Annotated in this window: 30 protein-coding genes and 1 tRNA gene; 12 read left to right on the forward strand and 19 right to left on the reverse strand. The window is 64.6% G+C overall.

Going from position 1 to position 26997, the window contains the following annotated elements:
* Positions 1-33: 33 nt before the first annotated feature.
* Positions 34-450 (reverse strand): hypothetical protein, encoded by a 417-nt coding sequence (locus C1925_RS12630; protein WP_159097522.1) that lies wholly within the window; start codon positions 448-450, stop codon positions 34-36.
* Between the two features lie 118 nt (positions 451-568).
* On the opposite strand from C1925_RS12630, the gene C1925_RS12635 reads away from it, so the two are divergent.
* Complete coding sequence (locus tag C1925_RS12635; RefSeq protein ID WP_159097523.1) at positions 569-1762, forward strand: GAF domain-containing sensor histidine kinase; 1194 nt, start codon at positions 569-571, stop codon at positions 1760-1762.
* A gap of 170 nt (positions 1763-1932) precedes the next feature.
* On the opposite strand, the gene C1925_RS12640 is transcribed toward C1925_RS12635, so the two are convergent.
* From C1925_RS12640 to C1925_RS12655, 4 genes are all read right to left on the reverse strand, one after another.
* Positions 1933-2388 carry a hypothetical protein gene (locus C1925_RS12640; protein ID WP_108769194.1) on the reverse strand — a complete coding sequence of 152 codons (456 nt, stop codon included), beginning with the start codon at positions 2386-2388 and terminating at the stop codon, positions 1933-1935.
* 79 nt (positions 2389-2467) lie between these two features.
* Positions 2468-3376, reverse strand: coding sequence for a hypothetical protein (locus tag C1925_RS12645; RefSeq protein ID WP_108770706.1), 909 nt, complete (start codon positions 3374-3376; stop codon positions 2468-2470).
* 75 nt (positions 3377-3451) lie between these two features.
* Positions 3452-3859, reverse strand: a complete 408-nt coding sequence (locus C1925_RS12650; RefSeq protein WP_108769195.1) for a hypothetical protein — start codon at positions 3857-3859, stop codon at positions 3452-3454.
* 415 nt (positions 3860-4274) lie between these two features.
* The gene (locus tag C1925_RS12655) at positions 4275-4622 is read right to left on the reverse strand and encodes a winged helix-turn-helix transcriptional regulator (protein ID WP_108769196.1); all 348 of its coding nucleotides are present in this window, start codon (positions 4620-4622) and stop codon (positions 4275-4277) included.
* Positions 4623-4724: 102 nt separating this feature from the next.
* On the opposite strand from C1925_RS12655, the gene C1925_RS12660 reads away from it, so the two are divergent.
* Positions 4725-5714 carry an MDR family oxidoreductase gene (locus C1925_RS12660; RefSeq protein ID WP_108769197.1) on the forward strand — a complete coding sequence of 330 codons (990 nt, stop codon included), beginning with the start codon at positions 4725-4727 and terminating at the stop codon, positions 5712-5714.
* 142 nt (positions 5715-5856) lie between these two features.
* Complete coding sequence (locus tag C1925_RS12665) at positions 5857-8610, forward strand: UvrD-helicase domain-containing protein (protein ID WP_108769198.1); 2754 nt, start codon at positions 5857-5859, stop codon at positions 8608-8610.
* 76 nt (positions 8611-8686) lie between these two features.
* Here C1925_RS12665 and C1925_RS12670 read toward each other — a convergent pair whose 3' ends face one another.
* Entirely contained in the window at positions 8687-9910 is a 1224-nt protein-coding gene (locus C1925_RS12670; protein ID WP_108769199.1) for an OmpA family protein, read from the reverse strand.
* Positions 9911-10706: 796 nt separating this feature from the next.
* Here C1925_RS12670 and C1925_RS21330 point away from each other — a divergent pair.
* Positions 10707-11237, forward strand: a complete 531-nt coding sequence (locus C1925_RS21330; RefSeq protein WP_254051319.1) for a hypothetical protein — start codon at positions 10707-10709, stop codon at positions 11235-11237.
* 190 nt (positions 11238-11427) lie between these two features.
* Here C1925_RS21330 and C1925_RS12680 read toward each other — a convergent pair whose 3' ends face one another.
* The 7 genes from C1925_RS12680 to C1925_RS12710 form a co-directional block, all read right to left on the reverse strand.
* Positions 11428-12456, reverse strand: a complete 1029-nt coding sequence (locus C1925_RS12680; RefSeq protein ID WP_108769200.1) for a DUF2806 domain-containing protein — start codon at positions 12454-12456, stop codon at positions 11428-11430.
* A 205-nt stretch (positions 12457-12661) separates the two neighbouring features.
* Positions 12662-13039: a hypothetical protein gene (locus tag C1925_RS12685; protein WP_108769201.1), complete on the reverse strand. Its 378-nt coding sequence runs from the start codon at positions 13037-13039 to the stop codon at positions 12662-12664.
* A complete protein-coding gene (locus C1925_RS21335; protein ID WP_254051320.1) occupies positions 13036-13296 on the reverse strand; it encodes a hypothetical protein in 261 nt (86 codons plus the stop codon). The genes C1925_RS12685 and C1925_RS21335 overlap by 4 nt, the downstream gene beginning before the upstream one ends.
* A 174-nt stretch (positions 13297-13470) precedes the next feature.
* Positions 13471-13644, reverse strand: coding sequence for a hypothetical protein (locus tag C1925_RS12695; RefSeq protein WP_159097524.1), 174 nt, complete (start codon positions 13642-13644; stop codon positions 13471-13473).
* Positions 13645-13996: 352 nt separating this feature from the next.
* Positions 13997-14815 (reverse strand): hypothetical protein, encoded by an 819-nt coding sequence (locus tag C1925_RS21240; protein WP_216821971.1) that lies wholly within the window; start codon positions 14813-14815, stop codon positions 13997-13999.
* The gene (locus tag C1925_RS20990) at positions 14785-14955 is read right to left on the reverse strand and encodes a hypothetical protein (protein WP_159097525.1); all 171 of its coding nucleotides are present in this window, start codon (positions 14953-14955) and stop codon (positions 14785-14787) included. The genes C1925_RS21240 and C1925_RS20990 overlap by 31 nt, the downstream gene beginning before the upstream one ends.
* Positions 14956-14961: 6 nt before the next feature.
* Positions 14962-15228, reverse strand: coding sequence for a hypothetical protein (locus C1925_RS12710; RefSeq protein WP_159097526.1), 267 nt, complete (start codon positions 15226-15228; stop codon positions 14962-14964).
* A gap of 154 nt (positions 15229-15382) precedes the next feature.
* Here C1925_RS12710 and C1925_RS12715 point away from each other — a divergent pair, with 154 nt between their 5' ends.
* The 3 genes from C1925_RS12715 (at position 15383) to C1925_RS12720 (ending at position 16590) form a co-directional block, all read left to right on the forward strand.
* Positions 15383-15853 (forward strand): hypothetical protein, encoded by a 471-nt coding sequence (locus tag C1925_RS12715; protein WP_108769205.1) that lies wholly within the window; start codon positions 15383-15385, stop codon positions 15851-15853.
* 351 nt (positions 15854-16204) lie between these two features.
* Entirely contained in the window at positions 16205-16330 is a 126-nt protein-coding gene (locus tag C1925_RS21460) for a hypothetical protein (protein WP_301553956.1), read from the forward strand.
* Positions 16331-16341: 11 nt separating this feature from the next.
* On the forward strand, positions 16342-16590 hold the full coding sequence (locus C1925_RS12720) for an AlpA family phage regulatory protein (protein ID WP_108769206.1): 249 nt from the start codon (positions 16342-16344) through the stop codon (positions 16588-16590).
* Positions 16591-16632: 42 nt separating this feature from the next.
* Here C1925_RS12720 and C1925_RS12725 read toward each other — a convergent pair.
* Positions 16633-16722 (reverse strand) — tRNA-Ser (locus C1925_RS12725).
* Positions 16723-16847: 125 nt separating this feature from the next.
* Here C1925_RS12725 and C1925_RS12730 point away from each other — a divergent pair.
* The gene (locus C1925_RS12730; protein ID WP_108769207.1) at positions 16848-17906 is read left to right on the forward strand and encodes a DUF4241 domain-containing protein; all 1059 of its coding nucleotides are present in this window, start codon (positions 16848-16850) and stop codon (positions 17904-17906) included.
* 71 nt (positions 17907-17977) lie between these two features.
* On the opposite strand, the gene C1925_RS12735 is transcribed toward C1925_RS12730, so the two are convergent.
* Positions 17978-18970: a LysR family transcriptional regulator gene (locus C1925_RS12735; protein WP_079222336.1), complete on the reverse strand. Its 993-nt coding sequence runs from the start codon at positions 18968-18970 to the stop codon at positions 17978-17980.
* A gap of 126 nt (positions 18971-19096) precedes the next feature.
* Here C1925_RS12735 and C1925_RS12740 point away from each other — a divergent pair, with 126 nt between their 5' ends.
* Positions 19097-19681, forward strand: a complete 585-nt coding sequence (locus C1925_RS12740; protein ID WP_079222337.1) for an NAD(P)H-dependent oxidoreductase — start codon at positions 19097-19099, stop codon at positions 19679-19681.
* Positions 19682-19926: 245 nt separating this feature from the next.
* Entirely contained in the window at positions 19927-20277 is a 351-nt protein-coding gene (locus tag C1925_RS12745; RefSeq protein WP_108769208.1) for a ligand-binding protein SH3, read from the forward strand.
* A 110-nt stretch (positions 20278-20387) separates the two neighbouring features.
* Here C1925_RS12745 and serS read toward each other — a convergent pair whose 3' ends face one another.
* Positions 20388-21668: a serine--tRNA ligase gene (gene serS, locus C1925_RS12750; RefSeq protein ID WP_108769209.1), complete on the reverse strand. Its 1281-nt coding sequence runs from the start codon at positions 21666-21668 to the stop codon at positions 20388-20390.
* 113 nt (positions 21669-21781) lie between these two features.
* Between serS and C1925_RS12755 the strand changes: the two genes are divergently transcribed.
* Together C1925_RS12755 and C1925_RS12760 are read left to right on the forward strand one after the other, a co-directional pair.
* The gene (locus C1925_RS12755; protein ID WP_108769210.1) at positions 21782-22420 is read left to right on the forward strand and encodes an energy transducer TonB; all 639 of its coding nucleotides are present in this window, start codon (positions 21782-21784) and stop codon (positions 22418-22420) included.
* Between the two features lie 118 nt (positions 22421-22538).
* Entirely contained in the window at positions 22539-23102 is a 564-nt protein-coding gene (locus C1925_RS12760; RefSeq protein WP_108769211.1) for an energy transducer TonB, read from the forward strand.
* Between the two features lie 170 nt (positions 23103-23272).
* On the opposite strand, the gene aroA is transcribed toward C1925_RS12760, so the two are convergent.
* The 3 genes from aroA to serC form a co-directional block, all read right to left on the reverse strand.
* Positions 23273-24580 carry a 3-phosphoshikimate 1-carboxyvinyltransferase gene (gene aroA / locus C1925_RS12765; protein ID WP_108769212.1) on the reverse strand — a complete coding sequence of 436 codons (1308 nt, stop codon included), beginning with the start codon at positions 24578-24580 and terminating at the stop codon, positions 23273-23275.
* Positions 24581-24652: 72 nt separating this feature from the next.
* Positions 24653-25858: a prephenate dehydratase gene (gene pheA / locus C1925_RS12770; RefSeq protein WP_108769213.1), complete on the reverse strand. Its 1206-nt coding sequence runs from the start codon at positions 25856-25858 to the stop codon at positions 24653-24655.
* Between the two features lie 51 nt (positions 25859-25909).
* The gene (serC, locus tag C1925_RS12775; RefSeq protein WP_108769214.1) at positions 25910-26995 is read right to left on the reverse strand and encodes a 3-phosphoserine/phosphohydroxythreonine transaminase; all 1086 of its coding nucleotides are present in this window, start codon (positions 26993-26995) and stop codon (positions 25910-25912) included.
* Between the last annotated feature and the right edge of the window lie 2 nt (positions 26996-26997).

The raw sequence follows: 26997 nt of genomic DNA on the forward strand, positions 1-26997 counted from the left end.
GAGTCCAGCTCGCTCGACTGTTTTGGCTCTCGCTCACGCAGCGCGCGCGGCCACCAGTTCAGCCACGCCAACACCCTCGAGCGAGCCGCATCGCTCCAGCACCCCGCCGGTGTACTGCGGACGCAGCAGCGGCAACGCCTCCTCCAGCGCTGCGGCATCGCCAAATGCGAAGCACAGCGCAGTGTCGGCCGGCACCTGCTGCAGCTCCTGATGGAAACGGATGGGGCACTCGAAGGCGCTGCCCAGCACCACCACCTTCACCTGCCCGGCGCGCTCGAACAGCGCATCCAGCATCTGCTCGCCGGTCCGATCAAATACCGGTCGGCCATGCTCGGTGCCGGTCACGCAGCAGCCCACATAGGTGTCCACCTGGCCGAACCGGGTGCGCAGCATACGGGCATCAGCCTGACAGGATGCGGAGAAGGTCTGGAGGAGCGCGCTGCTGATCACGACATGCCTTGCGGTCTGGAAAGGGGGCTGAAGTGTGAGGATGGAGACGCGAAGGCGTGATGAAACTCCGGTAGCGCTCGCTATACTGGCTGCACACTGCAGTCTGCCCGGAACCCTCATGCCTACCCGAATCGATTTCCGGCCCTCGCTGGACCTGGCATGCGCGTTGACCGGCATGCGGGTGGCACTGGTGGCTGAGGTGACCGACACGTCCGCGCGGTCCATCCAGAGCATCGACAGCGCAGGCCTGGGTATCTCCAGCGGCATGCCTCTCGACGTGAACCAGACCTTCTGCAGGGACGTGCGCGCAACCCGCACGCCGATCTGGTTCAGTGATTTCCTGACGCATCCTGAGTACAAATGCAGCCCTCTGCCTGGGCTGTATGGCTTCCGCAGCTTCATCTCCGTGCCGCTGCTGCTCGAAGACGGCTCCATTTTTGGCACCCTGTGCACGCTGGACCCGGAGCCGCGGCCGCTGGACCAGGAGCGGGTGCAGTCGCTGGGCGCACTGGCTGAGATGGTGGCGGCGCAGATCGATGCCATCCGTTGCCACGATGCCGATGCCCGCACGATCGATGGCCTGAAGGCGCACGGCGCGTCGGTCAGCCGGCAACTCATTGAGTTCGAGCAGTCCAATGCCGAGCTGCAGCGGGTGGCCAAGCAGCGCGAGGAGTTCATCGGCGTGCTGGCGCACGACCTGCGCAACCCTGTGCAGGCCATCCGCGCGGGTGTCGATCTGCTGGGCTTTGGCGCGCTGACCGATTCGCAGCAGAAGGTGCTGGGCCATATCAACGACAGTGCCGACCGCATCGCCGAGCTGATCGATGTCACCCTGGATTTCGCGCGGGGCCGCCTCGGCACCGGCATCGCACTGAAGCTGGAACCGTGGTCGGACCTGTCCGGCATCCTCGCCATGGCCTGCCGCGAGGCCATGCGCCCGTATCCAAAGCGCGTCTGCAAGGTGGACCTGCAGTTGCCACTGACCTTCATGTGCGACGCCGCACGGCTGTGCCAGCTGCTGGCCAACCTGGTCATCAACGCCGCCGTGCACGGCACGCCGGACCAGCCGATCCAGGTGCATGGGCGCAGCGACGGCGCCGGCATCGAGATCAGCGTCGCCAACCAGGGCGTCATTCCTACAGCGCAGCTGGCACAGATGTTCGAGCCGTTTGCGCGACCGCAGGAGCGGCGCCTGGATGCCGGCCTCGGGCTGGGCCTATACATCGCCTCGCAGATCGCCAAGGCCCACGGCGGCACGCTGAGCGTCACCAGCTCGGATGGGGCTGGAACGGTGCTTACGCTGCGGATCTGAACCTGCGCGCCGCAGCGTCGCGCACGTCCTCCATCGCGCCACCGCCGTCGGCCGCCCACCTCATAGCGCTCTGGTAGGTGCCCACCTTGGTGGGCACGGTTCCGTCACCGCGCGCGGCAGCCGAGGCGCCCACCAAGGTGGGCATCTACCGGCCCTGCAACGCTGATAGATCAACGCACCTTGTACAACACCGCCGCACCCGGCCGGGGCTCAAACGCCGGCACGGTCTGCTGGGTCAACGCCGTACCCTTCGCATCCCACACCAGCGTCTCCACCGGGTACTCATCCTTGCGGGTCATCTGGTCGATCTTCGCCACGACGACCGTCGCAGCCGCGGGCACTTCCGGGTTCCAGCCGAACACTCCCACACGCCCGTAGAACACCGCCGGCGCCGAAGCATCCAGCCGGCGGTCCGGGCACATCACCAGGCCGCGGTCGAGCATCACCCGCAGCGCGCCCACCGGCACTTTCTTCACGGTAGGCGCAGTGCGCTCGGTGCTGTGCCCGGGGCACACGTTGGCGGCACGGGTGACCATGTCTTCGGCCACCTGGCGGTCGGACTGGGCGAAGGCCAGCGCCGGGGAAAGGCAGAGGCCGAGCAGGACAAGCGGGGACGTCCGGGTCATTGCTGGGTTCCTTGAATGGGTTGCAAGCGAACTTAGCAATGGCCGCACGCGGAGTTGCAAAGGCGGCGTGAGGCTTCGGTTACGTCGCCATGCCGCCTAGCCCATGCGCATGGCCCGCCCTCGCATCACTGGAGCGCGCGCTTGCAAGTACGTCCCTGACAGCGTCTTCCATGCGCTTCCAATCCTGCAGAAACACCCGGTTATAGCTGAGCATGATCGAAAGCTTGCTCTCGTCATCCACGAAGTAGTGCGTACAACCTGCCACTGTAGATCCAGGCATGTCCGTGATCTCGCTGCCTTGCACACGCAGGCCATCCGCACTGTGCTTTCTGCTGTCGCACTTGATGAAGGTGGTCAGGCGAGCCTGTGCATCACGGACCACGTACCAGTCACTTTCGGAAGCCGGGTTCCGCGGTGCCGGGCTGCCATAGCGGGCCTGGTATTGTTCTGAATACACGGCCATCTTCTCTTCATCGATAGCGTACGGGACCAAGCCCATCGTCTCAGGCTGCGCAATACGCAGATCAAGCCTGGCGGTCGGATCACCTCGCTCGACCGAATCGTCTTCCGTCCGCTGCTTATTGCCCGCGTACCGCTCCAATAGCGTATCAATGGGGACACGATCGATGTAGTCAATGAGGACCTTGATTTCCTTTCGAAAATCGTTGGTGCGTGGATGGGCGCGTGCTCCGGGAGGAGTCGGCTTCATATCCGGCCATTCAATCACCAGGGTAACGCCCTCGCCCGGCCAGGGCGCGATCTGGCTGTCCAGATAGTTCGCGGGAGACCGGAACGTCGTCGGACCGAGTTTCACATCCACCGGTGCGTCAGTGTAGGTATGCCCATTGAGGGTACGGCCGGTCTGGGTTGCGCCCGACATGGCAGGATTCCTTTCGTGTTCGTTGGACGGCGACCGTGCGCATGCACCGGCACTTGCTGCGACAGCAAGTGCCAGCGCCAGGCATCGGCCGGGGGACATCACGTGCATGGCCATTCCATAGCAGGGTTCCGGAGCCACTATAGGGAACCGGGAGTCAACGAGACAGGGACGGCGTCCCAGCCTTCACGGCACCAGGCTGCGCTCCACCTGCAGCGACAGCATCTGGCAGGCATGAAACAGCCCTTCAATCACAGCCGCGGAGGGGCAGCACGCGGGGTCATCGCTCTCCCGCGCCACGTGCGCGGCATGCAGCACGGCGGTCAACGCGGTGATGCCCGAAGCGCTGCGGGTGGCCAGCGCCAGGTCGAATGCCCGGCCGGGGCTGAGACGGGTTTCGGTCCACGCCTCGCCATCGGCGCGCAGGTTTTTTCCATGGCCTTTGAGGTGTGCAAAGAACGCGGATGATGGCGCGCCTTCTGCGGATTCGCAGAGGGCATCCTCGAGCGTTTCGGCTACGGCATTGGGAAGATCGCGCAGGGCTGCGCCGAGCAGCGCGTGCAGGCGGGGATAGTCGGGAAGACGGTCAGACATGACGGCAACCTCACGGTGTGGCCACCTGCAGATGCAAGGTGGCGGACGGTGCGGGTTGGCGTGCCGGATACATGATGCAAGAAGCCGGCGGATCCTGGGATCCCCACGCACCGTCCGCCATGGACTGGCAGGCGGTGCATTGTCACGGCTGCAGCTCTGGCTGCAACCGAGACGCCGCGCATCATGTAAGTTCGGGACGCCAATCCCGGCCAGGGCGAGTGCCTTGGCGAGGCAATGATTGGCGCACTGCTCGGCCGATGAAAAGCCGGAAAACTCCCTACTTCGTTGTAGTTGAGGCGCTTGCGTCATGCAATGGCGAATTGACCATCCAATGGCGCTCTCGGCCTGCAGCATTCATCCGCCGTCCGCCGCCATCCTGCGTGCGCGCAGTGGCAGAAGCGACACACGTCCGCCCTCAGCTGTCCTCGCGCGTACTCTGGTAACCACGATAGGTTTCGCCCCACTCGCGCATGGCCAGCAGCACGGGCACGAGCGAGCGGCCAAATTCGGAAAGCTCGTATTCCACCTTCGGCGGCACTTCCGGATAAACATGGCGGATCAGCACGCCGTCCGCCTCCAGTTCGCGCAGCTGGCTGGTCAGCATCGACTGCGTGGCGTTGGGCACCAGCCGGGTCAGTTCCATGAAGCGCCGTTTACGCTTCATCAGGTGAAACAGGATGACCGGCTTCCACACCCCGCCCATCACCGAGAGGGTGACTTCCACGGCGCAGCCGCTCTTGCCGTCCCAACGCTTGCTACGCATACATACTCCGGAAAACCATAGTACCTACGAAAAATCATCGTTCTTGTTGCGATAACGGTGCGAGCCTAGCATGGCCTCATCCACTGAACGTGAGGCCCCACCATGAAGTTCAAGGCACTGCTTTCCAGCAAGACGAACGACCGTGTTTCCACCGAGCTGGTGGATTTTGACGAGGCCGACCTGATGGACGGCGATGTCTTGGTGCAGGTTGATTATTCGACCCTCAATTACAAGGATGCGCTGGCGCTGACCAACGAGCGCCCGGTGATCCAGAAGTTTCCGCTCATTCCCGGCATCGACCTTTCCGGCGTAGTGCTGGAATCCAGCAATGCCGGTTTCAAGGCCGGTGATCGCGTGGTGCTCAATGGCTGGGACCTGAGCATGGGCCACCATGGCGGCCTGGCCCAGCGCGCCCGCGTGCGGGGTGAGTGGCTGAACAAGATTCCCGGCAACCTGACCACCCGCGATGCCATGGCCATCGGCACCGCCGGCTATACCGCCATGCTGTGCGTGCTGGCACTGGAAGACGCCGGCGTGACACCGGAAAAGGGCGATGTGCTGGTAACCGGCGCCAACGGCGGCGTGGGCTCGATTGCCGTGGCCATCCTTTCCAAGCTGGGCTACCGCGTGGTGGCCGCCACCGGCCGCCCGGAACATGCCGAATACCTGTACAGCCTGGGCGCGGCGGAGATCATCGACCGCGCGGAGCTTTCCGAGCCGCGCAAGAAGCCGATCAGCGCCGAGCGCTGGGCCGGCGTGGTGGATGTGGCCGGCGGCCCGACCCTGGTCAACGCGCTTGCCGAAACCAAGTACCGCGGCGCCGTGGCGGCCTGCGGCCTGGCTCAGAGCGATGCGCTGCACGGCTCGGTGCTGCCCTTCATCCTGCGCAACGTGACCTTGGCCGGCGTCGACTCGGTGAATGCCCCGCAGGACGTGCGCCAGCGTGCATGGGATCGCCTCGCCACCGATCTGGACACGCAGAAGCTGGAAAGCACGGTGCAGCTGATCGGCTTGGCCGAGGTGCTGGATGTGTACGAGCAGATCATCCCGGGCAAGGTGCGCGGGCGGATCGTGGTGGATGTGAACGCCTGACGGCGATCGGGCCAGCGGTGGTGCAACGCCATCGCTGGCTGCCTTACCCAGAAGGTCTGCGCACGGCAGCAAGCCGCCTTATCATGGAGCTGTAAGGGCGCTTTACGCCCAGTGACGTACGCAAGGCAGTATCTGGATGTCTATGGAATGGCGCCCCTCGGGCTGGGGCCAGCGTGTGACCCGCTCGCCGGACTGGCGGCTGCGGCTGGATGGCGAGCATGTCGAGCTTCTGATTGAAGGCCGGCAGTACCGCCAACACGTCGATGATGACAAGCGTGTGCGAGTTCTTCCGGGCCTGTTCTGGGCCCGGGTTGCGCTGCAGGGCGAGGAAGTTGACACGCTGTCCGTGGATGGCCTGCCCAACCGCGAGGCCTCCCGGCTTTCGGCTGCTGTCCAGCAGGTGCTCTTTGCGCGCACAACGCGTGGTCGCAAGGCGCTCTTTGCGGACATCCTTGAGCAGATCCAGTCCTGGCTGGCCGAGGCCGACGCCCTGACCGACCGCGGCAGCGCCGGCCGCCGCTGGATCACGCACGAGCAGCAGCAGAAACTGCTGGCCGAGCGCCCCGCCCTGCCCCTGCAACCGGCCGAGCTGGAACGGCTGTTCCTCGATGAGGATGTGCACGACGACCTGCATTCGCAGAGCCATCGTGTCGCGCTGGATGCCCTGCACGACTGGCAGCTGGATTGGCCCGCCGTGTGGGCCGATGCGAATTCGACGATGGCAACACGCGAACTGGTGCTGGCCAAGGACTTCCTGGACCGGGTCGAAAGCAAACCGCTGACCGAGGAACAGGCCCGTGCGGTCATCTGCTTCGACAACTGCGTGCAGGTCGTCGCCTCGGCCGGCTCCGGCAAGACCTCCACCATGGTCGCCAAGGCCGCCTATGCCATCGATCGCGGGTTCGTCGAGCCCGAGCGGATCGTCATGCTCGCCTTCAACAAGGATGCGGCCAAGGAGCTGGAGGAACGCGCGCAGCGCTCCTTCAACCGGCTCGGCATGGGCGACACCGTGGTCGAAGCACGCACCTTCCATGCGCTGGGCCTGGCCATCATCGGCAAGGCCACCGGCCGCAAGCCCGATATTCCCGAATGGGCCATCGACGCCACGCTGGGCTTCAACAAGCTGGCCGAACTGGTGGACGACCTGAAGGATCGTTCGATCCACTTCCGTACCCAGTGGGACATGTTCCGGCTGGTGTTCGGGCGTGATCTTCCGCCGTTCGGCGCCGAGATGATGGCTGATGGCTACGACCGCGATGGCACGCCCTACATCCGCACCCTGCAGGGCGAGCGGGTGAAGAGCCTGGAAGAGTGTGTCATTGCCGATTGGCTGTTCTACAACGGCGTGACGTATGACTACGAGCGCCGTTACGAATTTGATACCGCCACCGATACCCATCGCCAGTATCGACCGGACTTCTATTACCCGGACGCAGCGCTGTATCACGAGCACTTTGCGCTGGATGCCAATGGCCAGCCGCCGAAGCACTTCGCCAATTATGCTGAAGGCATGCAGTGGAAGCGCCAGCAGCACGTGGCGCGCGGCACCGCACTGGTGGAGACGACCTCGTTCGGCCTGCGCAGCGGGCATGCGCTGGAACAGCTTGCGGAGAAACTCGGCGACTCCGCTGTCGAGCTCGATCCGAACCCCGACCGTGAGCTGCCCACCGAGGGCGCGAAGCCCATGCCGGATGCCGACCTGATCGGCCTGATGCGGACCTTCATTGCCCACGCCAAGAGCAACTGCCTGACGCTGGACGATCTGGCCACGCGCCTGCAGCAGATGCCCGAGGATCAGTTCAAGGAGCGGCATCGGCGGTTCCTGGAAATCGCAGCCCCGGTCTTCCAGGCCTGGGACGAGGCGCTGGCGGACGAGCGCGGCATCGACTTCGAGGACATGCTCAACATGGCCGCCGGCATCCTGGAGCAAGGGCACTACGAATCGCCCTACGACCTGGTGATGGCCGACGAATTCCAGGACGCCTCGCGCGCCCGCGCCCGCCTCTGCCGTGCGCTGGTCAGCCAGCCGGGGCGCCACCTGTTTGCAGTGGGCGATGACTGGCAGTCGATCAATCGCTTCGCCGGTGCGGATGTTTCGGTGATGGCCGGCTTCCGCGAGTGGATGGGCCACGCCCAGGTGCTGAAGCTCGAGCAGACCTTCCGCTGCCCGCAAGAACTGTGCGACATCTCCAGCCGCTTCATCAGCCGCAATCCTGCGCAGATTGCCAAGGCGGTCCGCTCGGCTACGCCAGCGATGGGGCCGGTGCTGCAGGCCTTCCAGATGACCCGGCGCGAGGAAGTGCAGGACGGTGTGCGCCAGTACCTGGCAAAACTGCATCAGCAGTTGCTTTCCGGGGCGGTGCCGCAGGGGCGCGATGGGCGCGTTCGCGTGTTTGTGCTGGGCCGCTACCGGGCGGATCGCAGTGCGCTGCCTGCAGACTGTAAGACGTTGTTTGGCAGCACGATGGACGTTGAGTTCCTGACTGCCCATCGATCGAAGGGGCGCGAGGCGGACTACGTGATCCTGCCGGGCATGGTGAATCGTGGATTCCCCAGCCTGCGCGCGGATGACCCGGTGCTGTCGCTGGCGATGCCGGATGGGGATACCTACCCGCTGAGCGAAGAGCGGCGACTGTTCTATGTGGCGCTGACGCGTGCGCGGCGAAGCGTGGTGATGTTCACGCTGCAGGGCAAGCACTCACCCTTCCTGGATGAGCTGGTGGAGGAAGGGGTTGTGGAGGTGACCGGGATTTCAGGCGCGGCCATCAACGAGGAACGCTGCCCCGTGTGCAAGGTGGGCGTGTTTGTGGAGCGGAATGGGCCGCATGGGGCTTTCCGGTCGTGCTCTAGTTACCCGTTGTGCCATAACAAGCCTGATCGTTACCGGCGGGGGTAAAGCGTGCGCTGAGGCGGCCACCATTCCTTGGCCGCTTTGCGCACCTCCGACCCGCCCCGCTGTTTGACCGGAGCAGTCAGGCGCGAACGAAAATCTCGACGCGCCGATTGAGCTGGCGGCCGCTCGGATTGTCTTTTCCTTCCAGCTCATTGGGCGCAACCGGCTCCCTCTCACCGTAGCCCCTGGCATCCATCGGCTGCGTCGCACCACGTTCGCGCAGGGCGGCCTGCACAGCGCCTGCCCGCCGTTCGGAAAGCTGCAGGTTGTATGCATCTTCGCCCTTGGAATCGGTGTGGCCACGCACTTCCATGCCAGTGGTCTGCACCTTGGACAGTGCGGCCGCCAACGTGTCCAGCAGCTGCGCGGCGTCTGGCCGGATGTTGGACCTGTCAAAGTCGAACAGCACACGGTCATTCAAGGTGATCAGATAACCGCACGGAGCGCCGGGAGGCGCAAAGGTCTTCAAGGGAGGGAAGCGACCGGCCGGCGGCAGACGCGGCATCGGTGGCATTTTCACCGTACGCGCGGGCGGCCCTATCGTGCCAGTGCCATCGCCGTTGTTCACGATCAGCCCGGCCTCGCCATTCCATGTTCCAGATCCATCGGCGTTGATGCGGACCAGCCCCATGTCGCCATTCCACGTACCACCGCCATCACCGGTATTGGTGATCAGGCCATGCTCGCCGTTCCAGGTACCGCCGCCTTTGCCATCCAGCTCGATCAATCCGGCAGGGCCGTTGTAGCTGCCCGAACCGTCGGCCTGCACGCGGATGATGGCGCTGCCATCGCCGTCACCGGCGGCCAGACCATTGATTGTGCCGCTGCCATCGGCGTTGACACGCACCAGCCCGCCTTCGAAGTTGGCGGTACCACTGCCGTCGGGATTGATCTTGAACAACCCGTCCTTGCTGTTGCGGCTCAGCGCGCCCTGGGCGTCCACGCGGGTGATGCCCGCACTGTTGATGAGCGTGCCACCCGCATCGCAGCGTGCCGGTGAGACGGTAATGCCGGCCATAGGGTCGAGGATGGACTGCATGGATGCTTCCAGCGCCTGTTGTGCAGGCGTGACGCCGAGAATCTGCGGCACCACGATAGCCGGGATGATCGGAAACTCAGGCACTTCACCTGCATCCGTTTCTTCAGCCGGCGGTTCACTGGCGTTGGCAATGCGGTTTTCAGGACCTGCGGTGGCATCGGCGGGGTGGCTGGCATCACCACCTGACCCTCGCGAGCAACCGCTCAGCGAGGCCAGCACTATGAGCAAGGGAAGCGAATGGGACGCGCAGCACCTGAGCTTCATGGACATCAAGATCCCTCTTCTGTCGAGGGCATGAGTCTTGCCGGTGGGTTATAAGCGTGGTGTGAAGCGATGGCTTCGGGAGCTGCCGGCTGGAGCATTGTGTCCGGCGGCAAGTGGCGGAGAGAGTGTCCGAATTCTGGGGGCTCCCCATCTTTCGCACACCTTCGTGGAACCAATCTCAGCCCTTGCGCCAGCAAGGTTTCACTATCCGGTCTGATTCGTACGCCTTCGCGGAAAACCGCGCTGTCTGGGCGGGTACATGGATGGGTAGGAAATGGGTTTGAAGATCAATCGCCTGACGGTAAGACGGGTTGCCACGTTGACAGAGGCTGGATATCACGCAGACGGCGGTGGCCTGTATCTACAGGTTACCGCCTCTGGGGCAAAGCGCTAGGTGTTTTGGTATCGCTTTGAGGGTAGACGCTCAGAAATGGGGCGTGGCCCGCTGCATGTGATTGGCCTGGCCGACGAGCGGGAGGCGGCTGATGCCGCGAGGAAGTTGATTTAGGCCTGGCACGACCCGTTTGCGGGGAGGCGAGCGGCAGCCGTTGCCACGTCGTCCATCCCGACCTCTTTGGAGGCGGCTGTCGCGTACATTGCAGAGCGCCAAGCTGGCTGGACGAACCCGAAGCATGCCGGCCAGTGGACGAGCACCCTAGAGACCTACGCCAAGCAGGTGCTGGGAGACCTTCAGGTTGACCGAATCGAGACAGACCACGTCTTAGCCGCACTCAGGCCCATCCGGACCACCAAGACAGAGACGGCTAGCCGCGTCAGGCAGCGAGTGGAAGCCGTGATGGACTCGGTTACGCTCCAGAAGAAGCGAACTGGCGATAACCCTGCCCGCTGGCGTGGGCACCTGCCTGTGATCCTTCCGAAGCCCACTGCGGTTACCAAGGTCGAGAATTTTTCTGCCCTGCCGTACGCGGAGCTTCCGAGCTTCATGGCCGCGCTGAGATCCCGCCACGGCGAGGCAGCGCGCGCCTTGGAGTTCACAATCTACACGACCGCCCGAACCGGCATGACTCTTGGCGCGGTGCCAGTAGAGGTGGATCTCGCGGCAGGTACGTGGACCGTCCCATGGGACAGGGTGAAGGGCAAGTTGGAGCACACCATTCCCCTTTCTGCTCCGACATTGGCACTGGCGCGGCACCGTATGGACCGGCGTCTACTGTTTCGCAACGACCTCACATCCGATCCGCTGAGCGAGAACGCAATGCTGGCTTTGCTGAAACGAATGGGATTTGGTCACATCACCGTCCACGGGTTCAGGCCGACATTCAAAGACTGGACGAGCGAAACTACATACTTTCCTGACGACCTTTAAGAGGCAGCGCTGGCGCACAGAATTCGGGATAAGGCCAAGGCGGCCCATAAGCGGAGAACGATGTTGGGAAAACGTTGAAAGCCAATCGCTGAGTGGTCCAAATTCTGCAGCGCCGCGACTCCTCCCGAGACGTCAGATAGCCCTAGCCAAAGCAACTGGCAGCTCGAAGTATCCACCGAGCAACGGCCTGCTATAGCGCCCTCTCATCATCCAACTCAAATTCTTGACTAATGCCAGGCGAAACATCGCTCAAAACCCTGCCCAGACTGACGTTCAAACCCTGTTGCTTTAAGAAAAGCCCCACGTCTTCGACATAGGAAACCTCCGGCTCAGCAGCCACAAGCTGGAGAATTTCGCTCCCGATGGCGGTGATCTTGAAGCCAGTGAGCTGGACCGTGAGCGACGCATCTTCGCCCCGCAGCCCCAAGCCATAGGGTCCTACCCTCACTCCTAGCGAGAAATCATCTGAGGAAGTCGAAGTCATTTGTAAACCGATTCCAGAGCCACCAACACCCGCAAGGATGCCCAACTCCTGAAGCTCAACCGCCTCTCCAAAGGCAATCCAACGCTCACTTTCATCTGTAGTTCGCCGAACAAAAATGAATCGCCCATTCACAGCAAGGGGCGCTACCTTTTCAATCTTGGCGGCTTCTCTACTATCGATGCACCTGAGCAAGTCCATCGCTCGTAATGAGAACGAGCCGGGCCTGCGCACCTCCCGAACGAGGACTTGAGCCCACAGATCCTGCATTCTTTCGACCGACGTAGAACTGGCATTCTCCCGCCAGCGCTCTAACCAATCCGGGTCGGGGTAGTCAGACGGGGGAGGTTCCGAGCCCTCCAACAACACTTCGCCTGCGCGCACTAGCGTACGAGCAACATTCAACTCCTTGCGAAGCGTGCGTATAGCAAGATTGGTGAATGCCTCGGAAACTGGCGACTCACAGACGACTGGTACAACCTCGCTTGATGGGCGAGCTACCGGAACTAGGCGAGGTAAATTGGTTCCACCACCATCAAAGACGACAACATATTCGCCGCTCTGGATGCGGGAGATATCCATCTCTGTTTGCGCCACGGCGAGCATCTGCGCTCTGTGGACGTCAATGGCGGCCGCTCCTTCGCGCCTCAATTTCCAAGCCGCAATACTTGGAGCTATCCCGTTACGCTCCAGCATTTTGAGAAAATGAATTAGCGATTTTTCACCAGGATAATCCATTCGCAGATATTCAAGTTTCGGCGACCTGAGAATACCTGAATGAGCGACGACTTAGAAGTCCGCCTGACTCTGGACACGAATCAAAGACTTGCATTGAATTGATTTCTGGAAGCCGGATGCCTGAGCCATTGCGGCGCAAGGGGGCTATGCGGAGTCTTCTGGAAGCGAAGCCGTCAGACGCGAGGGTGCTGCCGCCCGCTCCCACTCAGCCCCCCGTCTTCGGATCGCTCGCCCTGGGTTTGGGCACCGCCGGCGGCCTGATCGGCTCCAGTGCCTCCCTGATCTGAGCAGCCGCCGTTGCGGCAGCCTCGTCCAGGCGCAGGTCGCGCGTGTCCACATCGGCCTGCAGGCGCTCGGCATCTTCCTTCCAGTCAGCCTTGACCTTGACCACCTCCGCGCTCAGATCGCGGATGCGCTGCTCCCTCTCATAGGCCGAGAGGCCAGAGACCAGGCAGCCTAAGGCCAGCACTGCGCACACGCGCTTGATCTTGCTTCCTGGCTTTCGCAGCCACTGGAAAGCATCAGCCGCTGCTCCGATGACCAGCTCCCATACCGCGCGGAGACACCTCAGCAGAATACTCATGGCTTTTCGACTCCGATTGCGCCAGTGGCCTTCTCGACTAGGCGAACATAGCTGCGTAGCAACCGGCGAATCAGGACGCTAGAAAGGCCAGCAAGCGGCAGCTGCGGCGCGCCTGCGAGCTTGTCCCAGATACAGCCGGCGATGGCGATGATCCATGCGGCCACGAACGCGTAAGCGACTACCGCTACACCCAGCGCCACCCAGCGCGCTGCCGTCTGCAGCCACGCCAGCATGTCCACGAACGCCACGACGTTCACGCCGCCAGCCTGTTGGGGAGTGATTCGTACCATGGTCGTCTCGGTTGGGTGCCCGACCCGCTGCCGGGTAGGCGCAAGGGTTTATTCAATCTTGGAAGCGGGCAGAGAAAAAGCCCCCGAGGTTACCCGGAGGCTTTGATTCAACACGTCGAGTCGTCGAAGCGGTCTACTAGGTCACTCGGAGAAATTGCTCTTCACCACACCGTGGATCTTCTTGTAGGCCTCAACGACCTTGTCGACGTTGTTTTCGGCGGTGCTAGCGTTAAACCTTGCGCCGCTTTCAATCAACGCCACCAGAATCTTTGTTGCCTGCTCAGTGACTGCGGCATCCACTTCTTTGGTGCTCAAGCCCATAACACGCTCCCTGTTTTGAAGCTCAAGTATCAGGCCCGGCGTGCGGGCTATCAAGCCCAGGCGAATGGTCGCGTGCGATGGTACAAATTTACTGGTAAAAGTGCGGAGGTGTCACCTCCGCACTCACTGGACGATAGCGCCATGCCTCAAATCGGAAAATACTGGATTCAGCTCGATCATGTCTCCGCCATCAGCGATGTCCACGGACCCCGCAACAGGGAAGGTGTTCCCGTTGGCCAGCATGAAGATGATGGAAACGAGCATTGGTTCGAAGTTCACCTCACCGGCGGACAAATAATTAAGGTGACTGGGGACAACACCCGAGTGACCAACCACCGTAGCAAGCTTATCGAAGCAGTGTCGGCCGTGGAGGAGATTCAGCACAGCCCCGCGTAGTAAGTGGGGTTAACGCAGCCTGGCCAATGGCCGCACCAAGGTGCCAGGCTGCATCCTGCTCAGCCTCCTGCATCTTGCCCAGCATCCACTCGAAGACAGGTCTCCAGCTGCGACGATAGTCTTCCTCGTCCCGACCCAATGCTGTCGCGCGCCGGCGGTCGCTGACCTGGCCCAGACCTGACCCACCACAAACCTTGCACGTCATCAGCAGCTCACCCGACACCGTCTCGCCCCTGCCCTCGCAGCTAGCGCAATGCGGTCGGTGAGCAATCTCGCTGATCACCTCCATGGCCAGCGTCGGCAGCGACTCCAGGGTGCTGATCGGCCAGCACTGCGCTTTCACCCGGCCCAGCCGCTGTTGGGCCGCATCGTGGTTCGCCCGCTGCTCCGCCGTCGCCGCGCCGCCCCACCCGATGCACACCTCGGCTAGACCCAGATCCGTGCGCGCCTCGGCCAGCGAGTAGGCCGCCCATGTTGCTCGGCAGGCCACCTGCATCTGCTCCTCCAGCTCCGACTTCGTCGGCTGCGTCGCCACCGGCGGCGCAACTGGCGGTTCATCTGACGGTTCAATGGGGGTTATATGACGATTACGCGGAACGGGGCGCACCTCCAGACCTGCGCCAGATGCAGTACCCGATTTACCAGCCTTGCGAGAGCCCTTGGACGGTGCTGCTGCCTTGTCGAGATTCGCCGGGGTGACGTTGTAGACCGTGCTGCTGTTGAACCGGCGATCGCGGGTCAACAGGCCAACGGCCTCCAGATGATCCATGGCGGTTCGGACATGGCCTCCACAGCCGTGCCGGAGAGCTTGCCCACGCGCGAGGTGATCTCCAGCAGCTTCGTCTGGATGGCGCCAATCTCGTCAGACCAGCCGCCTTCCGGCGGCGGCGGGAGCACGTCCACGGCCATGCCGAACTAGCCGGCCAGCGCCTGCATCCACTCCAGCGCGTACTCTCCGCCGCCCGCCTTCTCCTGCATCCACTCGGTCAGCAGTTCGGCGTGCTCGATCGTCAGCGACTCACCCTCCAGGCCGCGCAGCTTCGCGCGCAGCGTCTCCGGGTGCATCGACTTGCCGCGGCGGTCGGGCAGGTAGGCAGCTGCATCAGCCACGCCGCCGGGCGTCTTGCGCACGGAGTTGTAGAGCACATCCAGCCAGTTCAAAGAGGAGGTTCGGCAAGTCATGGGTCACCTTGGGGAGACAGGTGTTTCAAGGTTTTTCGGGGCATTGCGGCGGCGCATCATGTGCGCCATGGACTACTACTCAGGGACGACTGACGCCGCCCTCCTTGCGCTACGCTGGATGTGCCAACAACCAAGCCCACAAGGAGGGCGACAGGTGATCGATCGAGAGAAAACGAGGCTTATCCTTGAGCGGCTGGATGCAGCAGCTCCGTCCATCGTTGTTGCCGAGAAACTGGCCGACATCGCCGAAGGAGCCCATCTGGCTGAGCTGGTTCAGTACCTTCTTGAACACAGGTTTCTGACCGCCGACATCCGAGGATTTGATGGGGAAGTCACTTGGGCGAGGATCACAGCTGCAGGCCGTGACTACTTGGCGGAAGACGGTGGCCTGACCCGAGAGCTCGGAGTTGTCACCGTGAAGCTCCATGAAGACACGCTGCGACAGATTTTCATCAATCGCGTGAAAGCGTCCGACGCGGACGAGTCGGTCAAAAGCAAGCTGGTTGACCAACTCAAAGCCCTCCCGGCAGAAGGGCTATCGAAGCTCGCAGAGAAGGCCCTGGAGGAAGGCCTGCGCTACATGCCGCACGCACTTCAATGGCTTCAAACAGCACAGTGGAGTTAACGGCCATGCCTCGCTTGAAGCTGATCCAACCGAGCGTTAACTCAGCTCCTTGCGAGGCAGCAACCAGCGGAGTCCAGAACTCCAGCTCCATGCAGGCCGGATTGCCAAAACCAACCTACAGTACCAAGGCGTCGCCAGCTTTGGACAGCACGGTGAAAGATGCAGCGCTCGCTGCCTTTTCGCGCGTGAGCAGCTGTACCGACCTCCGCGGCAGCACGACACGGGAGTGCCGCTGAACCAGGCGGTGGCGATGACTTCTGGCGTTCCTCCATACGGATCACCGGACACGACACTAAAGGGCGTCGGGTTGAACCCAGCATTCCCCTGCTGGCTCATGGGATACCCGGCCGCGTGGGACGCCTGCGCGCCTATGACAACGCCATCGTCCCGCAAGTCGCCGCGGAAGTGATCGGCGCTTACATGGACTGCTACCCAGATCCGGCCGAGCAGCTGCGCGCTGCCCTGGTCACCGACTGAAGGAGAACGACATGCCGCCGAAGAAGACGCGCGAAATCACCGTCGCGGAACTGCACGCGGATCTGCAACCGATCGAGGTTGTCGCCGTGCGCACCAGCCTGGGCCAGTCGTCGATCTACCGCCGGATGAAGGAAGGCACCTTCCCGCACTCGTACAAAATCGAGGCTCGTGCCGTATGGTTGAGAGAGGACATAGACCGCTTTATCGCCGAAGTGACGAATCCACAGAATGTGGGTGAAAACATGGGGCGTGCGGCATAATCACCAAAAAAGCCGCTAGGAACAGTGGCTTAGGCGTTACCTTGGCGGAGAGAGTGGGATTCGAACCCACGGAAGGTTTAACCCTTCGCCGGTTTTCAAGACCGGTGCCTTAAACCGCTCGGCCATCTCTCCAATCGGGGTCCCGGTTGCCCGGGCAGCGGCGTATTCTCGCACGTGAAGCGCATTTGCCCAAGACCACCCTTGCCCCTTCCTTTCGCATCCGGCACGGTGGGGCATCATCTGCAACTGGAGCCATCATGGCCCACCTCGATCTGGCGAACCTGCGCGCCTGCCTGCTGGACGAGACCCAGCTGGCCGCAGTCGCCCTGACCCGCAGCTTCGCCGGCCATCTGCCGGTCAGCAGCGGGCATCTGGTGGTCTGCGATCCGCTGGTCCAGGCCGAGGCCCCTGCACTGGCCGACTACACCGCCCCGCTGGGCCTGCATCCGGTCGATCTCATCGTGCACAGCGGCCGACCGGCGCTTGCCGTGGCCTGGTTCAAACCGCGCGAGGCACTGACTGCGTCGGCCCTGCACTGGCAGATGGCGCGCTGGACCACGCAGGACCTGACCGGCCTGGATGAGGACAGCTTCATTGGCTACCCGGTCGACGCCGGCATCGGTTGTTTCATGGACACCGATACCCAGCAGGCGCTGCTTGCGCTGATCGATCAGGGCAACGAAGCATGGTCCGATGCGCTGATCGACCACGACGGCCTGGATGAAGGCGCTGAGTACCGCCCCTGGGGCCCGGATTCGCCGCACGGCCTGGTCGTGTTCACCAGCGGCTGGGGCGATGGCGTCTATCCCAGTTACTGGGCGCTGGATACATCCGGCACCCCGGTGGCACTGGTCACCGATTTCCTGTGCATCGAAGGCGGTGACGGGCGCGACGCGCGTGAGATCGCCGACCAGGCCTATCGCGACAGTCTTGCGCCCGAGGAAGCCGAGGCATTGGCGCAGTTGGTGGCAGCGGTGAAACGTGATGACGCGGATGCGCTCCGCGCGCTCCTGACGGATGCGCCACAGCGGGCCAACCAGATCGAGCCCGGCTGCGGCGGTACCGCCGTGTTCGAGGCGATCCGCCTGGACCGCCCGCAGGCACTGCGGGAACTGCTGCAGGGCGCCGCACTACCGGCAATGCCCCAGAGCCTGCACACGAGCAAGGTGACCAGTTATCTGGACTATGCGCGCTTCCTGAAGAAGCCACGCAGCCCGGAGCTGATGGCCGTGCTGGAGGCGCCGGTCATAGCCAGGCCTGAAACGCTCGAACAGGCGCGACCCGGCTTCTGGGCAAGGTTGTTTGGGCGAAGGTAACGGACGCCGGAAACAGCAACGCCGGGCATGGCCCGGCGCACCTTCGGAGATCAGTGTTGAGAGCGCTGCCCTCAGCCCGCATCCACCGCCAGCGCACCCAGCGCACTGGCCTTGATCTTCTCCTTGGCCTTCTCGCACGCGCCACCGCAATCCAGGCGCGAGGCCTCCAGCTGCGGCGGCAGGTGTTCGGCCAGGAAATCGATGAACACGCGCACCGCCGGCAGCAGGCCGCGGCGCGAGGCGAACACGGCATGGCACACGCCCTGCGGCAGCGACCAGTCCGGCAGCACCACTTCCAGCTCGCCATTGCGCACGGCCTCGGCGCAGACGGTTTCCGGCAGCATGGTGATGCCGAACCCGTCCTTCACCATGCTCTGCAGCAGCGGGAAGTCGAAGCCGGCCACGCGCGGCTGCAGGTCCACCCGGCGTACTTCGCCTTCCGGGCCATGCAGTTCCCAGCGCTGGCGCGCTTCGTCTTCACTGATGCTGAGGGTGACGTGCTGGGTCAGCTCTTCCGGGTCCTTCGGGCGGCCGGCGCGGTCCAGGTACTTCGGGCTGGCCACCAGCAGTTCCTGCACCTGGCCGAAGCTGCGCATCACCAGGCTGCCGTCGTCATCCAGGCGCGAACGCACGCGCAGGGCCACGTCGTAGCCTTCATTGATGATGTCCACGCGGCGGTTGCTGATGTTCAGCTGCAGGCGGACCTTGGGGTACTGCTCGAGGAACTTGGGCAGCAGCTTGGGCAGCTGCATCTGCGCCAGCGACACGGGCACGCTGGCACGCACGACGCCGCGCGGCTCGGCGCTGAGGCGGTCGACCACCTCGCGCGCGGCCTGGGCCTCGGCCAGCATGGTCTGTGCGTGGCGGTGCACGCTGGTGCCGACGTCGGTAACGGCGAAGCGGCGCGTGGAGCGCTGCAGCAGGCGCACGCCCAGGTCGGTCTCAAGCTGGCTGATACGGCGGCTCAGGCGCGATTTGGGGATGCCCAGGGCGCGTTCGGCGGCAGCGAAACCGCCGTGGTCCACGACCATGGCGAAGTAGTACAGGTCATTCAGGTCATGCATACCCGAGTTCCATATCTAGAACAATTCGTGGCATTGAACCACCTTTATCCCGCCCATGCAACAACCTATCGTTCTCTCCGTCGGCGGCGAACAGCGCCCCTCCCCTCCAGAACATAGGTGACTGCCATGAAGCTTCTGCATCTCGACGCCAGCGTGCTTGGCGACAATTCCGTGTCCCGCCAGCTGACCGCTGCCGTGGTCGCCCAGTTCAAGAACCAGATTGACGGCCTGCAGGTCGATTATCGCGATCTTGACGCCAATCCGGTACCTCATCTGCGCAGCAGCTCGCTGGCCGGTGTCGATGCCGCCGAGGCGACCGACGCTGAACAGGTGATGCAGCAGTTCCTGGCCGCCGACATCCTGGTCATCGGCGCGCCGATGTACAACTTCAGCATCCCGTCCACCCTGAAGGCCTGGATCGACCGCGTTGCCGTGGCCGGCCGCACCTTCAAGTACACCGAGAACGGCCCGGTGGGCCTGGCCGGTGGCAAGCGCGTGATCGTGGTGAGCGCCCGTGGCGGCATCTACACCGATTCGCCGGCCGACTTCCAGGAGCCCTTCCTGCGCCAGGTGTTCGCCTTCATGGGCATCGACAACGTCGAGTTCGTCCGTGCCGAGGGCATCGCCTACTCGCCGAAGCACCGCGAAGACGCCATTGCCGGCGCGCTGTCGGCCCTGCCGTCGCACGCTGCCGAAGAAGTGGCTGCTTAAGTACTGCGTTCCAGCGATCGGCGCCCTCCCCCCTCCTCGTCGGGGTCGCTGATTGCGGGCCGGGAACCCCTCCCCCATCCCGGCCCACCCCAACGGCTCCGCATTGCGGGGCCGTTTTTCTGTGTCTGGCCTGAGCGGTGCGCCATCCACGCATGGCGTGGATCTACCGAAGCACATGCAGTAGATCCACGCCATGCGTGGATGCAGCGCCATGCATGACACTCATCAGAACGCTAGGCTGAGGTATGAACTACATCGTGACCACTGCGCACCGCAGCGAATTCCCGCACCCGATCACCCTGCGCCGAGGGCAGGCGCTGGTGGTGGGCGAGCGTTATGAGGGCCCTGAGGGCTGGGAGGACTGGTTTCTGTGCCAGGCCGAGGGACAGGAACCGGGATTCGTGCCGGCGCCGGTGATCGGGCGCGATGCGCAGGGTGGCGCATTTGCCACGGAGGATTACTGCGCGCGGGAGCTGGATGTGGATCCGGGACAGGTATTGCGTGGGGTACGCACGCTCAATGGCTGGGCGTGGTGCGTGCCGGAGACGGGCGAGCCCGGGTGGGTGCCGTTGGAGAAGGTGCGGGTTGTGGGGTGATCGCGAGGTCCATCCACGCATGGCGTGGATCTACTGCATCGGCCCGTAAGTCCACGCCATGCGTGGATGGCCCACCCAAAAACGCCGGGCATGGCCCGGCGCTACCGGGTTCAACCGATGGTTTCGACGCCACCCATGTACGGGCGCAGCACGTCCGGCACGGTGATGGTGCCGTCGGCGTTCTGGTAGTTCTCCATCACCGCGATCATCGCGCGGCCGACGGCCACGCCCGAGCCGTTCAGGGTGTGCACCAGTTCCGGCTTGCCGGTGGCCGGGTTGCGCCAGCGGGCCTGCATGCGGCGGGCCTGGAAATCACCGGTGTTGGAGCACGAGCTGATCTCGCGGTAGGTGTTCTGCGAGGGCAGCCAGACTTCCAGGTCGTAGGTCTTGATGGCCGAGAAGCCCATGTCGCCGGTGCACAGCAGCACCTTGCGGTACGGCAGGCCCAGCTTTTCCAGCACGACTTCGGCGCAGCGGGTCATGCGGGTGTGTTCGGCGTCGCTGTCTTCCGGGCGGCAGATCGACACCAGCTCGACCTTCTCGAACTGGTGCTGGCGGATCATGCCGCGCACGTCACGGCCGCCGCTGCCGGCTTCGGCGCGGAAGCACATCGAGTGGGCGGTCACGCGCAGCGGCAGGCGCTCGGCGTCGACGATCTCGTCGCGCACCAGGTTGGTCAGCGGCACTTCCGAGGTCGGGATCAGGTAGCGCGTGGAATCCCCCACGGCAGTCTTGAACAGATCGTCCTCGAACTTCGGCAGCTGGCCGGTGCCACGCAGCGAATCGGCATTGACCAGCAGCGGCACGTTGGTTTCTTCGTAGCCGTGTTCACCTGCGTGCAGGTCCAGCATGAACTGGGCCAGGGCACGATGCAGGCGCGCGACCTGGCCGCGCAGCACGGTGAAGCGCGAGCCAGACAGCTTGGCGGCAGTCTCGGCGTCCAGGCCGGCGTTGCGGGCGCCCAGCTCGACGTGGTCCAGCACCGGGAAATCGAAGGTACGCGGGGTGCCCCAGCGCGCCTGCTCGACGTTGTCGTTCTCGTCGGCGCCGGCCGGCACGTCATCGGCCGGCAGGTTCGGGATGCCGGCGGCGATGGTGTCGATCTTCTCGCGCAGCTCGTCCAGGGCCACTTCCGAGGCCTTCAGCTCGTCAGCGAACGCGGCCACTTCGGCCATGATGGCCGACACGTCCTCGCCCTTGGCCTTGGCCTGGCCAATGGCCTTGGAACGGCTGTTGCGCAGGCTCTGCAGTTCCTGGGTCCGCACCTGGATGCGCTTGCGATCAGCCTCCAGGGACTCCAGGGCAGACACGTCGAGCTCGAAGCCGCGGCTGGTGCGCAGGCGTTCGGCGAGGTCGGCGGGCTGGTGGCGGAGCAGGGCTGGATCAAGCATGGCGGGTGTCGTGGTGGGTATCAGGAACGGGATTATCGCCTGTTATACGGATTTCTGCCGCCCGGTTCATTCCCGCCGTGGCAGAATCGGGGCATTCCCTGCTGGTCCGGTCCATGTCTGCACCCCGCTCATCGCCTGCCAAGTCGTTCACCGTGCATATCCCGCGTAACGCCCTGAAGATCGCCGGCATCGCCTTCGGCGTGGGCGTGCTGCTGTTCGTGGTGGTCTGGTTGACCGGCCGCGACAAGGAATTCTTCCGCGCCGATGACCCGGCCACGCAGACCCCGCAGGAAACCGCGCAGGTCGAGCCGCTGCCCGAGCCCCTGCCCGCCGCGGCCGGCTCCAGCGACATGCCCGATGCCAAGCCGGCGCCGGTGCAGGAAGAAGCACCGAAGCTGGTGGAAACCGCCGCGCCGCCGCCGGCCAGCACCGAACCGGCCCCGGCCGCGCCGGGCAGCACCGCGCCGGCCACCGGCAACAGCCAGCCGATGCCCGTGGCGGGCCAGTCGCCGCCGCCGACCTACCCGGCCGCCGCGCTGCGCCGTGGGGAGTCTGGCAGCGTGGTGGTGCGGGTGGACGTGGATGCCACCGGGTATGCCAACAACATCACCGTGATCCAGCGCAGCGGCTCGCGCGAGCTGGACCGCGCCGCTACCGACGCGGTGCGTCGCTGGCGCTTCAGCCCCGCGCTGAGCAACGGCCAGCCGGTGCCGGGCTCCATTGAAGTGCCGTTCGACTTCAAGCCGCAGTAACTGAACGCTTCCCGGCAGGCAACCTGAACCCTGCCGGTTGCGTTGACGCAGCACTGACACATCGCTACATCGCCTCGAGCAAGACTTTGTGCGTCGTTACTGACGCGAGGAGTCTGCAATGAGTGCTGCTACCCAGGAACACCTTCATTCCCCGCATCTGCAGCAGGACGTGAGCGAGCGCCCGCAGCGCACGTCACCCTGGCTGTGGCTGGCGCTGATCGTGGTGATGTTTGCCGGTGCGCTGATGTGGCTGCGATTCTCGAACCAGGAAGACGTGGCGCCGGCCCCGGTGGGCGCGCGTATGCTGCCGGCCAGCGAGACTCCAGTGGCCACCGTGACTGCAGCGCGCAACGCGGCACCGGCCAGCGAGCAGCGCAAGGCGACCCCGGCCGTTCGCAACCGTGAGGCCAGCCCGCTGGCCAGCAATGACAAGCCGACCTACCCGGCGTCTGCGCTGCGTAATGGCGTGCAGGGCAGCGTGGTGGCCAGCCTCAACGTGGATACCCGCGGCAATGTGACCGAGGCGAGCATCGTGTCGCGTAGTGGCGAGCGCAGCCGGGATCTGGATCGCTCGGTACTGCGCACCGTTCAGGGCTGGAAGTTTGAGCCGGCCGTGCAGAATGGCCGCGCCGTGGCGAGTGTGGTGCGCGTGCCGGTGGACTTCCGTACCGAGCAGCGTTGATCGCGAGCGAGGAGTTCGTGATCGGGAGACGGAGGCTTCGGCCTCCGTCTTTTTTTGTGCCGGGGTTGTGGGTTGCCGGCCAGCGGCCGGCACTACCGGGATGCATGCGCGGCGGCGCCGAATGGTAGCGCCGGGCCATGCCCGGCGAGCGCAGCGGCGTCGTCGCGACCTCAGGCCAGGTTGAAACCGGCGCTGCGGGCCAGGCCGTCGAAATCCGGGAAGGACGTGGCGACGTTGGCGATGTCGTTGATGCGCACTTCGCCACCGCTGATCTGGCCGGCAATGGCAAACGCCATGGCAATGCGGTGGTCACCGTGGCTTTCGATGGTGCCGCTGCCCAGGGTGATGCCGCCGTGCAGCGTGGCGCCGTCGTCGGTTTCATCCACCTGCATGCCCAGCGCGCGCAGGCCGGTGGCCATCGCGGCGAGGCGGTCCGATTCCTTCACCCGCAGCTCGGCGGCGCCGGTCACCACGGTCTGGCCTTCGGCCGCGGCAGCCGCCACGAACAGGGCCGGGAACTCGTCGATCATGTCCGGCACCAGCTCTTCCGGAATGCGCGCGCCCTTCAGCGGGGCGTGGCGCACCACCAGGTCGGCCACCGGTTCACCGCCCTGCTCGGCCGGGTTTTCTTCCGTGATGTCCGCGCCCATCAGGCGCAGCGCGTGCAGCAGGCCGGTGCGGCGCGGGTTGAGGCCAACCTGCTTGAGCCGCAGCTCGGAGCCCGGAATGATGCTGGCGGCGACCAGGAAGAACGCGGCCGAGGAGAAATCGGCCGGCACCACGATGTCGGTGGCGCGCAGGCGCTGGCCGCCACGCAGGCGGGCCTTGCCCGGCGAGAACTCGATGTCCACGCCGAACGCCGAGAGCATGCGCTCGGTGTAATCGCGGGTCGGGTGCGGTTCGACCACGCGGGTTTCGCCCTGTGCATACAGGCCGGCCAGCAGCACGGCGGACTTCACCTGCGCACTGGCCACCGGCGAGGCGAAATCGATGCCCTGCAGCGACTGGCCGCCATGCACGTGCAGCGGCGGGGTGCCATCGCTTTCGGTGTCGATCTTCGCGCCCATCTGCGACAGCGGGCCGGTGACACGGCGCATCGGGCGGCCGGACAGCGATTCATCGCCCACCAGGGTGCAGTCGAACGCCTGGCCTGCGAGCAGGCCGGCCAGCAGGCGCATGCCGGTGCCGGCGTTGCCGCAGTCCAGCGGCGCGCTGGGCGCCTGCAGGCCATCGATGCCGACGCCGTGCACCACGCGCTGCGAGGCACTGGGGGTTTCAATGCGCACGCCGAGCTGGCTGAAGATGCGCGCGGTGGCGCGGGTGTCTTCGCCTTCCAGGAAGCCCTCGATATGCGAGGTGCCATCGGCCAGCGCGGCAAACATCACCGAGCGGTGCGAGACCGACTTGTCGCCGGGAATGGTCAGGCTGCCCTGCAGCGGCTGGCCCTTGCGGGCGATCCAGTGTTGCGCGTTGCTCATCGTTCGATCATTCCGTAAACGCCGGCGCGCCGGCGGTGCATCAAAGGGCGCGGCACGCGGCCGCAACGGCAATCAGGGCACGGCCACCGGGTAGGAACCCAGCACCTTGATCTGCGCCGAGTGCGCTTCCAGTTCGGCCAGCGCGGCCTGCATCGGCGCGTCGTCGATGTGGCCGGCCAGGTCGATGAAGAAGCCGTATTCCCACTTGCCGTGGTGCGACGGGCGCGACTCGATGCGGTTCATGCTGATGCCGTGGCGGGCGAACGGGCTGAGCACATCGAACAGCGCGCCGGGCTTGTCATGGATGAACACCAGCACCGAGGTGCGGTCGTGGCCGGAGGTCGGGAAGATGTTGCGGCCCACCACCAGGAAACGGGTGGTGTTGTCGGCATCGTTCTGGATCGGCTTGGTGACCACCTTCTTCAGGCCGTACACGTGGCCGGCGCTTTCGCCACCGATGGCAGCGGCGTCGTCGGCGTTACGCGCACGGCGCGCGCCTTCGGCGTTGCTGGCGACCGGGATCTTCTCGGCCTTCGGCAGGTTGGCGCGCATCCACGCCGAGGTCTGCATGAAGGACTGCGGGTGGCCGTAGACGCGCTCGATGTCTTCCAGGCGACCACTGCGCGACATCAGGTACTGCTGCACGCGCAGTTCCACTTCACCGCAGATCTTCAGGTTGGAGGTGAGGAACATGTCCAGGGTGATCTGGATGGTGCCCTGCCCCGAGTTTTCCACCGGCACCACGCCGAAATCGGCGCTGCCCGCTTCCACTTCCTGGAACACCTCTTCGATGCTGGCCATCGGCAGGCCCATCGCCGAGCGGCCGAAGTGCTTGAGCACGGCCTGCTGGCTGAAGGTGCCTTCCGGGCCGAGGTAACCGATCTTCAGCGGTTCCTGCTGGGCCAGGCAGGCCGACATGATCTCGCGGTAGACGTGCACCAGAACTTCATCGCTGAGCGGGCCTTCGTTGCGGTCCACCACCATGCGCAGCACCTGTGCTTCGCGCTCGGGGCGGTAGTAATCGACGGCGGCGGCGAGCTTGCCCTTGGCCTTGCCGACCTGGTGGGCGAACTGCGCACGCTCGGCGATCAGGCTCTGGATGTCACGGTCGATCTGGTCGATCTTCGAGCGCACATCGGCCAGTGCCAGCGGCGCCTGGGTCGGCACCGGGGTGGTCTTGGACGCGGCCTTGCCCGTGGGCGCGGCGGCGGCCTTGGCCGGTTCGGCCTTGGCGGACTCGCCCTTCTTCGGCGACTTCTTGCTGGGTTTGCTTGCCATCGGAATTCCTTGTTGCGGGGCACGCACTCGACGGTGCGCGCCGTTCATTGCTCAGCCGTTGCGCTGCTGGAAGTCGGCCATGAAGGCGACCAGCGCCTCGGCCCCCGCCAGCGGCATGGCGTTGTACAGCGAGGCGCGGATGCCACCGACCACCTTGTGGCCCTTCAGGGCCAGCAGGCCGGCGGCCTTGGCTTCGGCCACGAAGCGGGCGTCGAGATCGGCGCTGGGCAGGAAGAACGGGATGTTCATCCGCGAGCGCGCCGAGTGCGCGACTTCATTGCGATAGAAGCCGCCGGAGGCATCGATGGCGCCGTACACCAGCGCGGCCTTTGCGGCATTGCGCTTGGCGAACTCGACCACGCCACCTTCGGCCAGCATCCACTTGAACACCAGGCCGGCCAGGTACCAGTTCCAGGTCGGCGGGGTGTTGAGCATCGAATCGCGGGCGACGTGCGAGCGGTAATCGAAGATGTCCGCACGGGCCTGGCCACTGCGCTCGAGCAGGTCGCGGCGGATGATCATCACCGCGATGCCGACCGGGCCCAGGTTCTTCTGCGCGCCGGCATAGATGACGCCATAGCGGCGCACATCCAGCGGTTCGCTGGCGATGGACGAGCTGAAATCGGCCACCAGCGGGACGTCACCGGTGTCGGGCACATCACGGAACTCGACGCCGTGGATGGTCTCGTTGGCGGTGATGTGCACGTAGGCGGCATCGTTGGAGAGCTGCCAGCTGCTCCGCTCGGGCAGTTCGCGGTAGCCATTGGCTTCGCTGCTGGCGGCGATGTTGACGCCGACGTAGGGGCTGGCCTGCTTGACCGCCGTCTTTCCCCAGTGGCCGCTGACCACGTAGTCGGCACGCTGGCCGGCATTGGCGAAGTTGAGCGGGATGAGCGCCTGCTGCGTGGTGGCGCCGCCGGGCAGGAACAGCACGGCATAGTCGTCGGGGATATCGAGCAGGCGGCGCAGGTCGGCCTCGGCCTCGGCCGCCACGGACATGAATTCCGGGCCGCGATGGCTCATTTCCACGATCGAGGCGCCGGCACCGTGCCAGTCCAGCATTTCCGCCTGCGCCTGGCGCAGGACCGATTCCGGCAAGGTTGCAGGGCCGGCACTGAAGTTGAACGCGCGCGTCATGT

The sequence above is a fragment of the Stenotrophomonas sp. SAU14A_NAIMI4_5 genome, assembly GCF_003086795.1.
Classification (GTDB): domain Bacteria; phylum Pseudomonadota; class Gammaproteobacteria; order Xanthomonadales; family Xanthomonadaceae; genus Stenotrophomonas.

Excerpts from the sequence above, each read along its gene's own strand:
- C1925_RS12635 (WP_159097523.1), top strand. The coding sequence starts at position 569 with ATGCCTACCCGAATCGATTTCCGGCCCTCGCTGGACCTGGCATGCGCG.
- C1925_RS12640 (WP_108769194.1), bottom strand. The coding sequence starts at position 2,388 with ATGACCCGGACGTCCCCGCTTGTCCTGCTCGGCCTCTGCCTTTCCCCG.
- C1925_RS12645 (WP_108770706.1), bottom strand. The coding sequence starts at position 3,376 with ATGCACGTGATGTCCCCCGGCCGATGCCTGGCGCTGGCACTTGCTGTC.
- C1925_RS12650 (WP_108769195.1), bottom strand. The coding sequence starts at position 3,859 with ATGTCTGACCGTCTTCCCGACTATCCCCGCCTGCACGCGCTGCTCGGC.
- C1925_RS12655 (WP_108769196.1), bottom strand. The coding sequence starts at position 4,622 with ATGCGTAGCAAGCGTTGGGACGGCAAGAGCGGCTGCGCCGTGGAAGTC.
- C1925_RS12660 (WP_108769197.1), top strand. The coding sequence starts at position 4,725 with ATGAAGTTCAAGGCACTGCTTTCCAGCAAGACGAACGACCGTGTTTCC.
- C1925_RS12665 (WP_108769198.1), top strand. The coding sequence starts at position 5,857 with ATGGAATGGCGCCCCTCGGGCTGGGGCCAGCGTGTGACCCGCTCGCCG.
- C1925_RS12670 (WP_108769199.1), bottom strand. The coding sequence starts at position 9,910 with ATGAAGCTCAGGTGCTGCGCGTCCCATTCGCTTCCCTTGCTCATAGTG.
- C1925_RS21330 (WP_254051319.1), top strand. The coding sequence starts at position 10,707 with ATGGACTCGGTTACGCTCCAGAAGAAGCGAACTGGCGATAACCCTGCC.
- C1925_RS12680 (WP_108769200.1), bottom strand. The coding sequence starts at position 12,456 with ATGGATTATCCTGGTGAAAAATCGCTAATTCATTTTCTCAAAATGCTG.
- C1925_RS12685 (WP_108769201.1), bottom strand. The coding sequence starts at position 13,039 with ATGAGTATTCTGCTGAGGTGTCTCCGCGCGGTATGGGAGCTGGTCATC.
- C1925_RS21240 (WP_216821971.1), bottom strand. The coding sequence starts at position 14,815 with ATGGATCATCTGGAGGCCGTTGGCCTGTTGACCCGCGATCGCCGGTTC.
- C1925_RS20990 (WP_159097525.1), bottom strand. The coding sequence starts at position 14,955 with ATGGCCGTGGACGTGCTCCCGCCGCCGCCGGAAGGCGGCTGGTCTGAC.
- C1925_RS12710 (WP_159097526.1), bottom strand. The coding sequence starts at position 15,228 with ATGACTTGCCGAACCTCCTCTTTGAACTGGCTGGATGTGCTCTACAAC.
- C1925_RS12720 (WP_108769206.1), top strand. The coding sequence starts at position 16,342 with ATGCCGCCGAAGAAGACGCGCGAAATCACCGTCGCGGAACTGCACGCG.
- C1925_RS12730 (WP_108769207.1), top strand. The coding sequence starts at position 16,848 with ATGGCCCACCTCGATCTGGCGAACCTGCGCGCCTGCCTGCTGGACGAG.
- C1925_RS12735 (WP_079222336.1), bottom strand. The coding sequence starts at position 18,970 with ATGCATGACCTGAATGACCTGTACTACTTCGCCATGGTCGTGGACCAC.
- C1925_RS12740 (WP_079222337.1), top strand. The coding sequence starts at position 19,097 with ATGAAGCTTCTGCATCTCGACGCCAGCGTGCTTGGCGACAATTCCGTG.
- C1925_RS12745 (WP_108769208.1), top strand. The coding sequence starts at position 19,927 with ATGAACTACATCGTGACCACTGCGCACCGCAGCGAATTCCCGCACCCG.
- serS (WP_108769209.1), bottom strand. The coding sequence starts at position 21,668 with ATGCTTGATCCAGCCCTGCTCCGCCACCAGCCCGCCGACCTCGCCGAA.
- C1925_RS12755 (WP_108769210.1), top strand. The coding sequence starts at position 21,782 with ATGTCTGCACCCCGCTCATCGCCTGCCAAGTCGTTCACCGTGCATATC.
- C1925_RS12760 (WP_108769211.1), top strand. The coding sequence starts at position 22,539 with ATGAGTGCTGCTACCCAGGAACACCTTCATTCCCCGCATCTGCAGCAG.
- aroA (WP_108769212.1), bottom strand. The coding sequence starts at position 24,580 with ATGAGCAACGCGCAACACTGGATCGCCCGCAAGGGCCAGCCGCTGCAG.
- pheA (WP_108769213.1), bottom strand. The coding sequence starts at position 25,858 with ATGGCAAGCAAACCCAGCAAGAAGTCGCCGAAGAAGGGCGAGTCCGCC.
- serC (WP_108769214.1), bottom strand. The coding sequence starts at position 26,995 with ATGACGCGCGCGTTCAACTTCAGTGCCGGCCCTGCAACCTTGCCGGAA.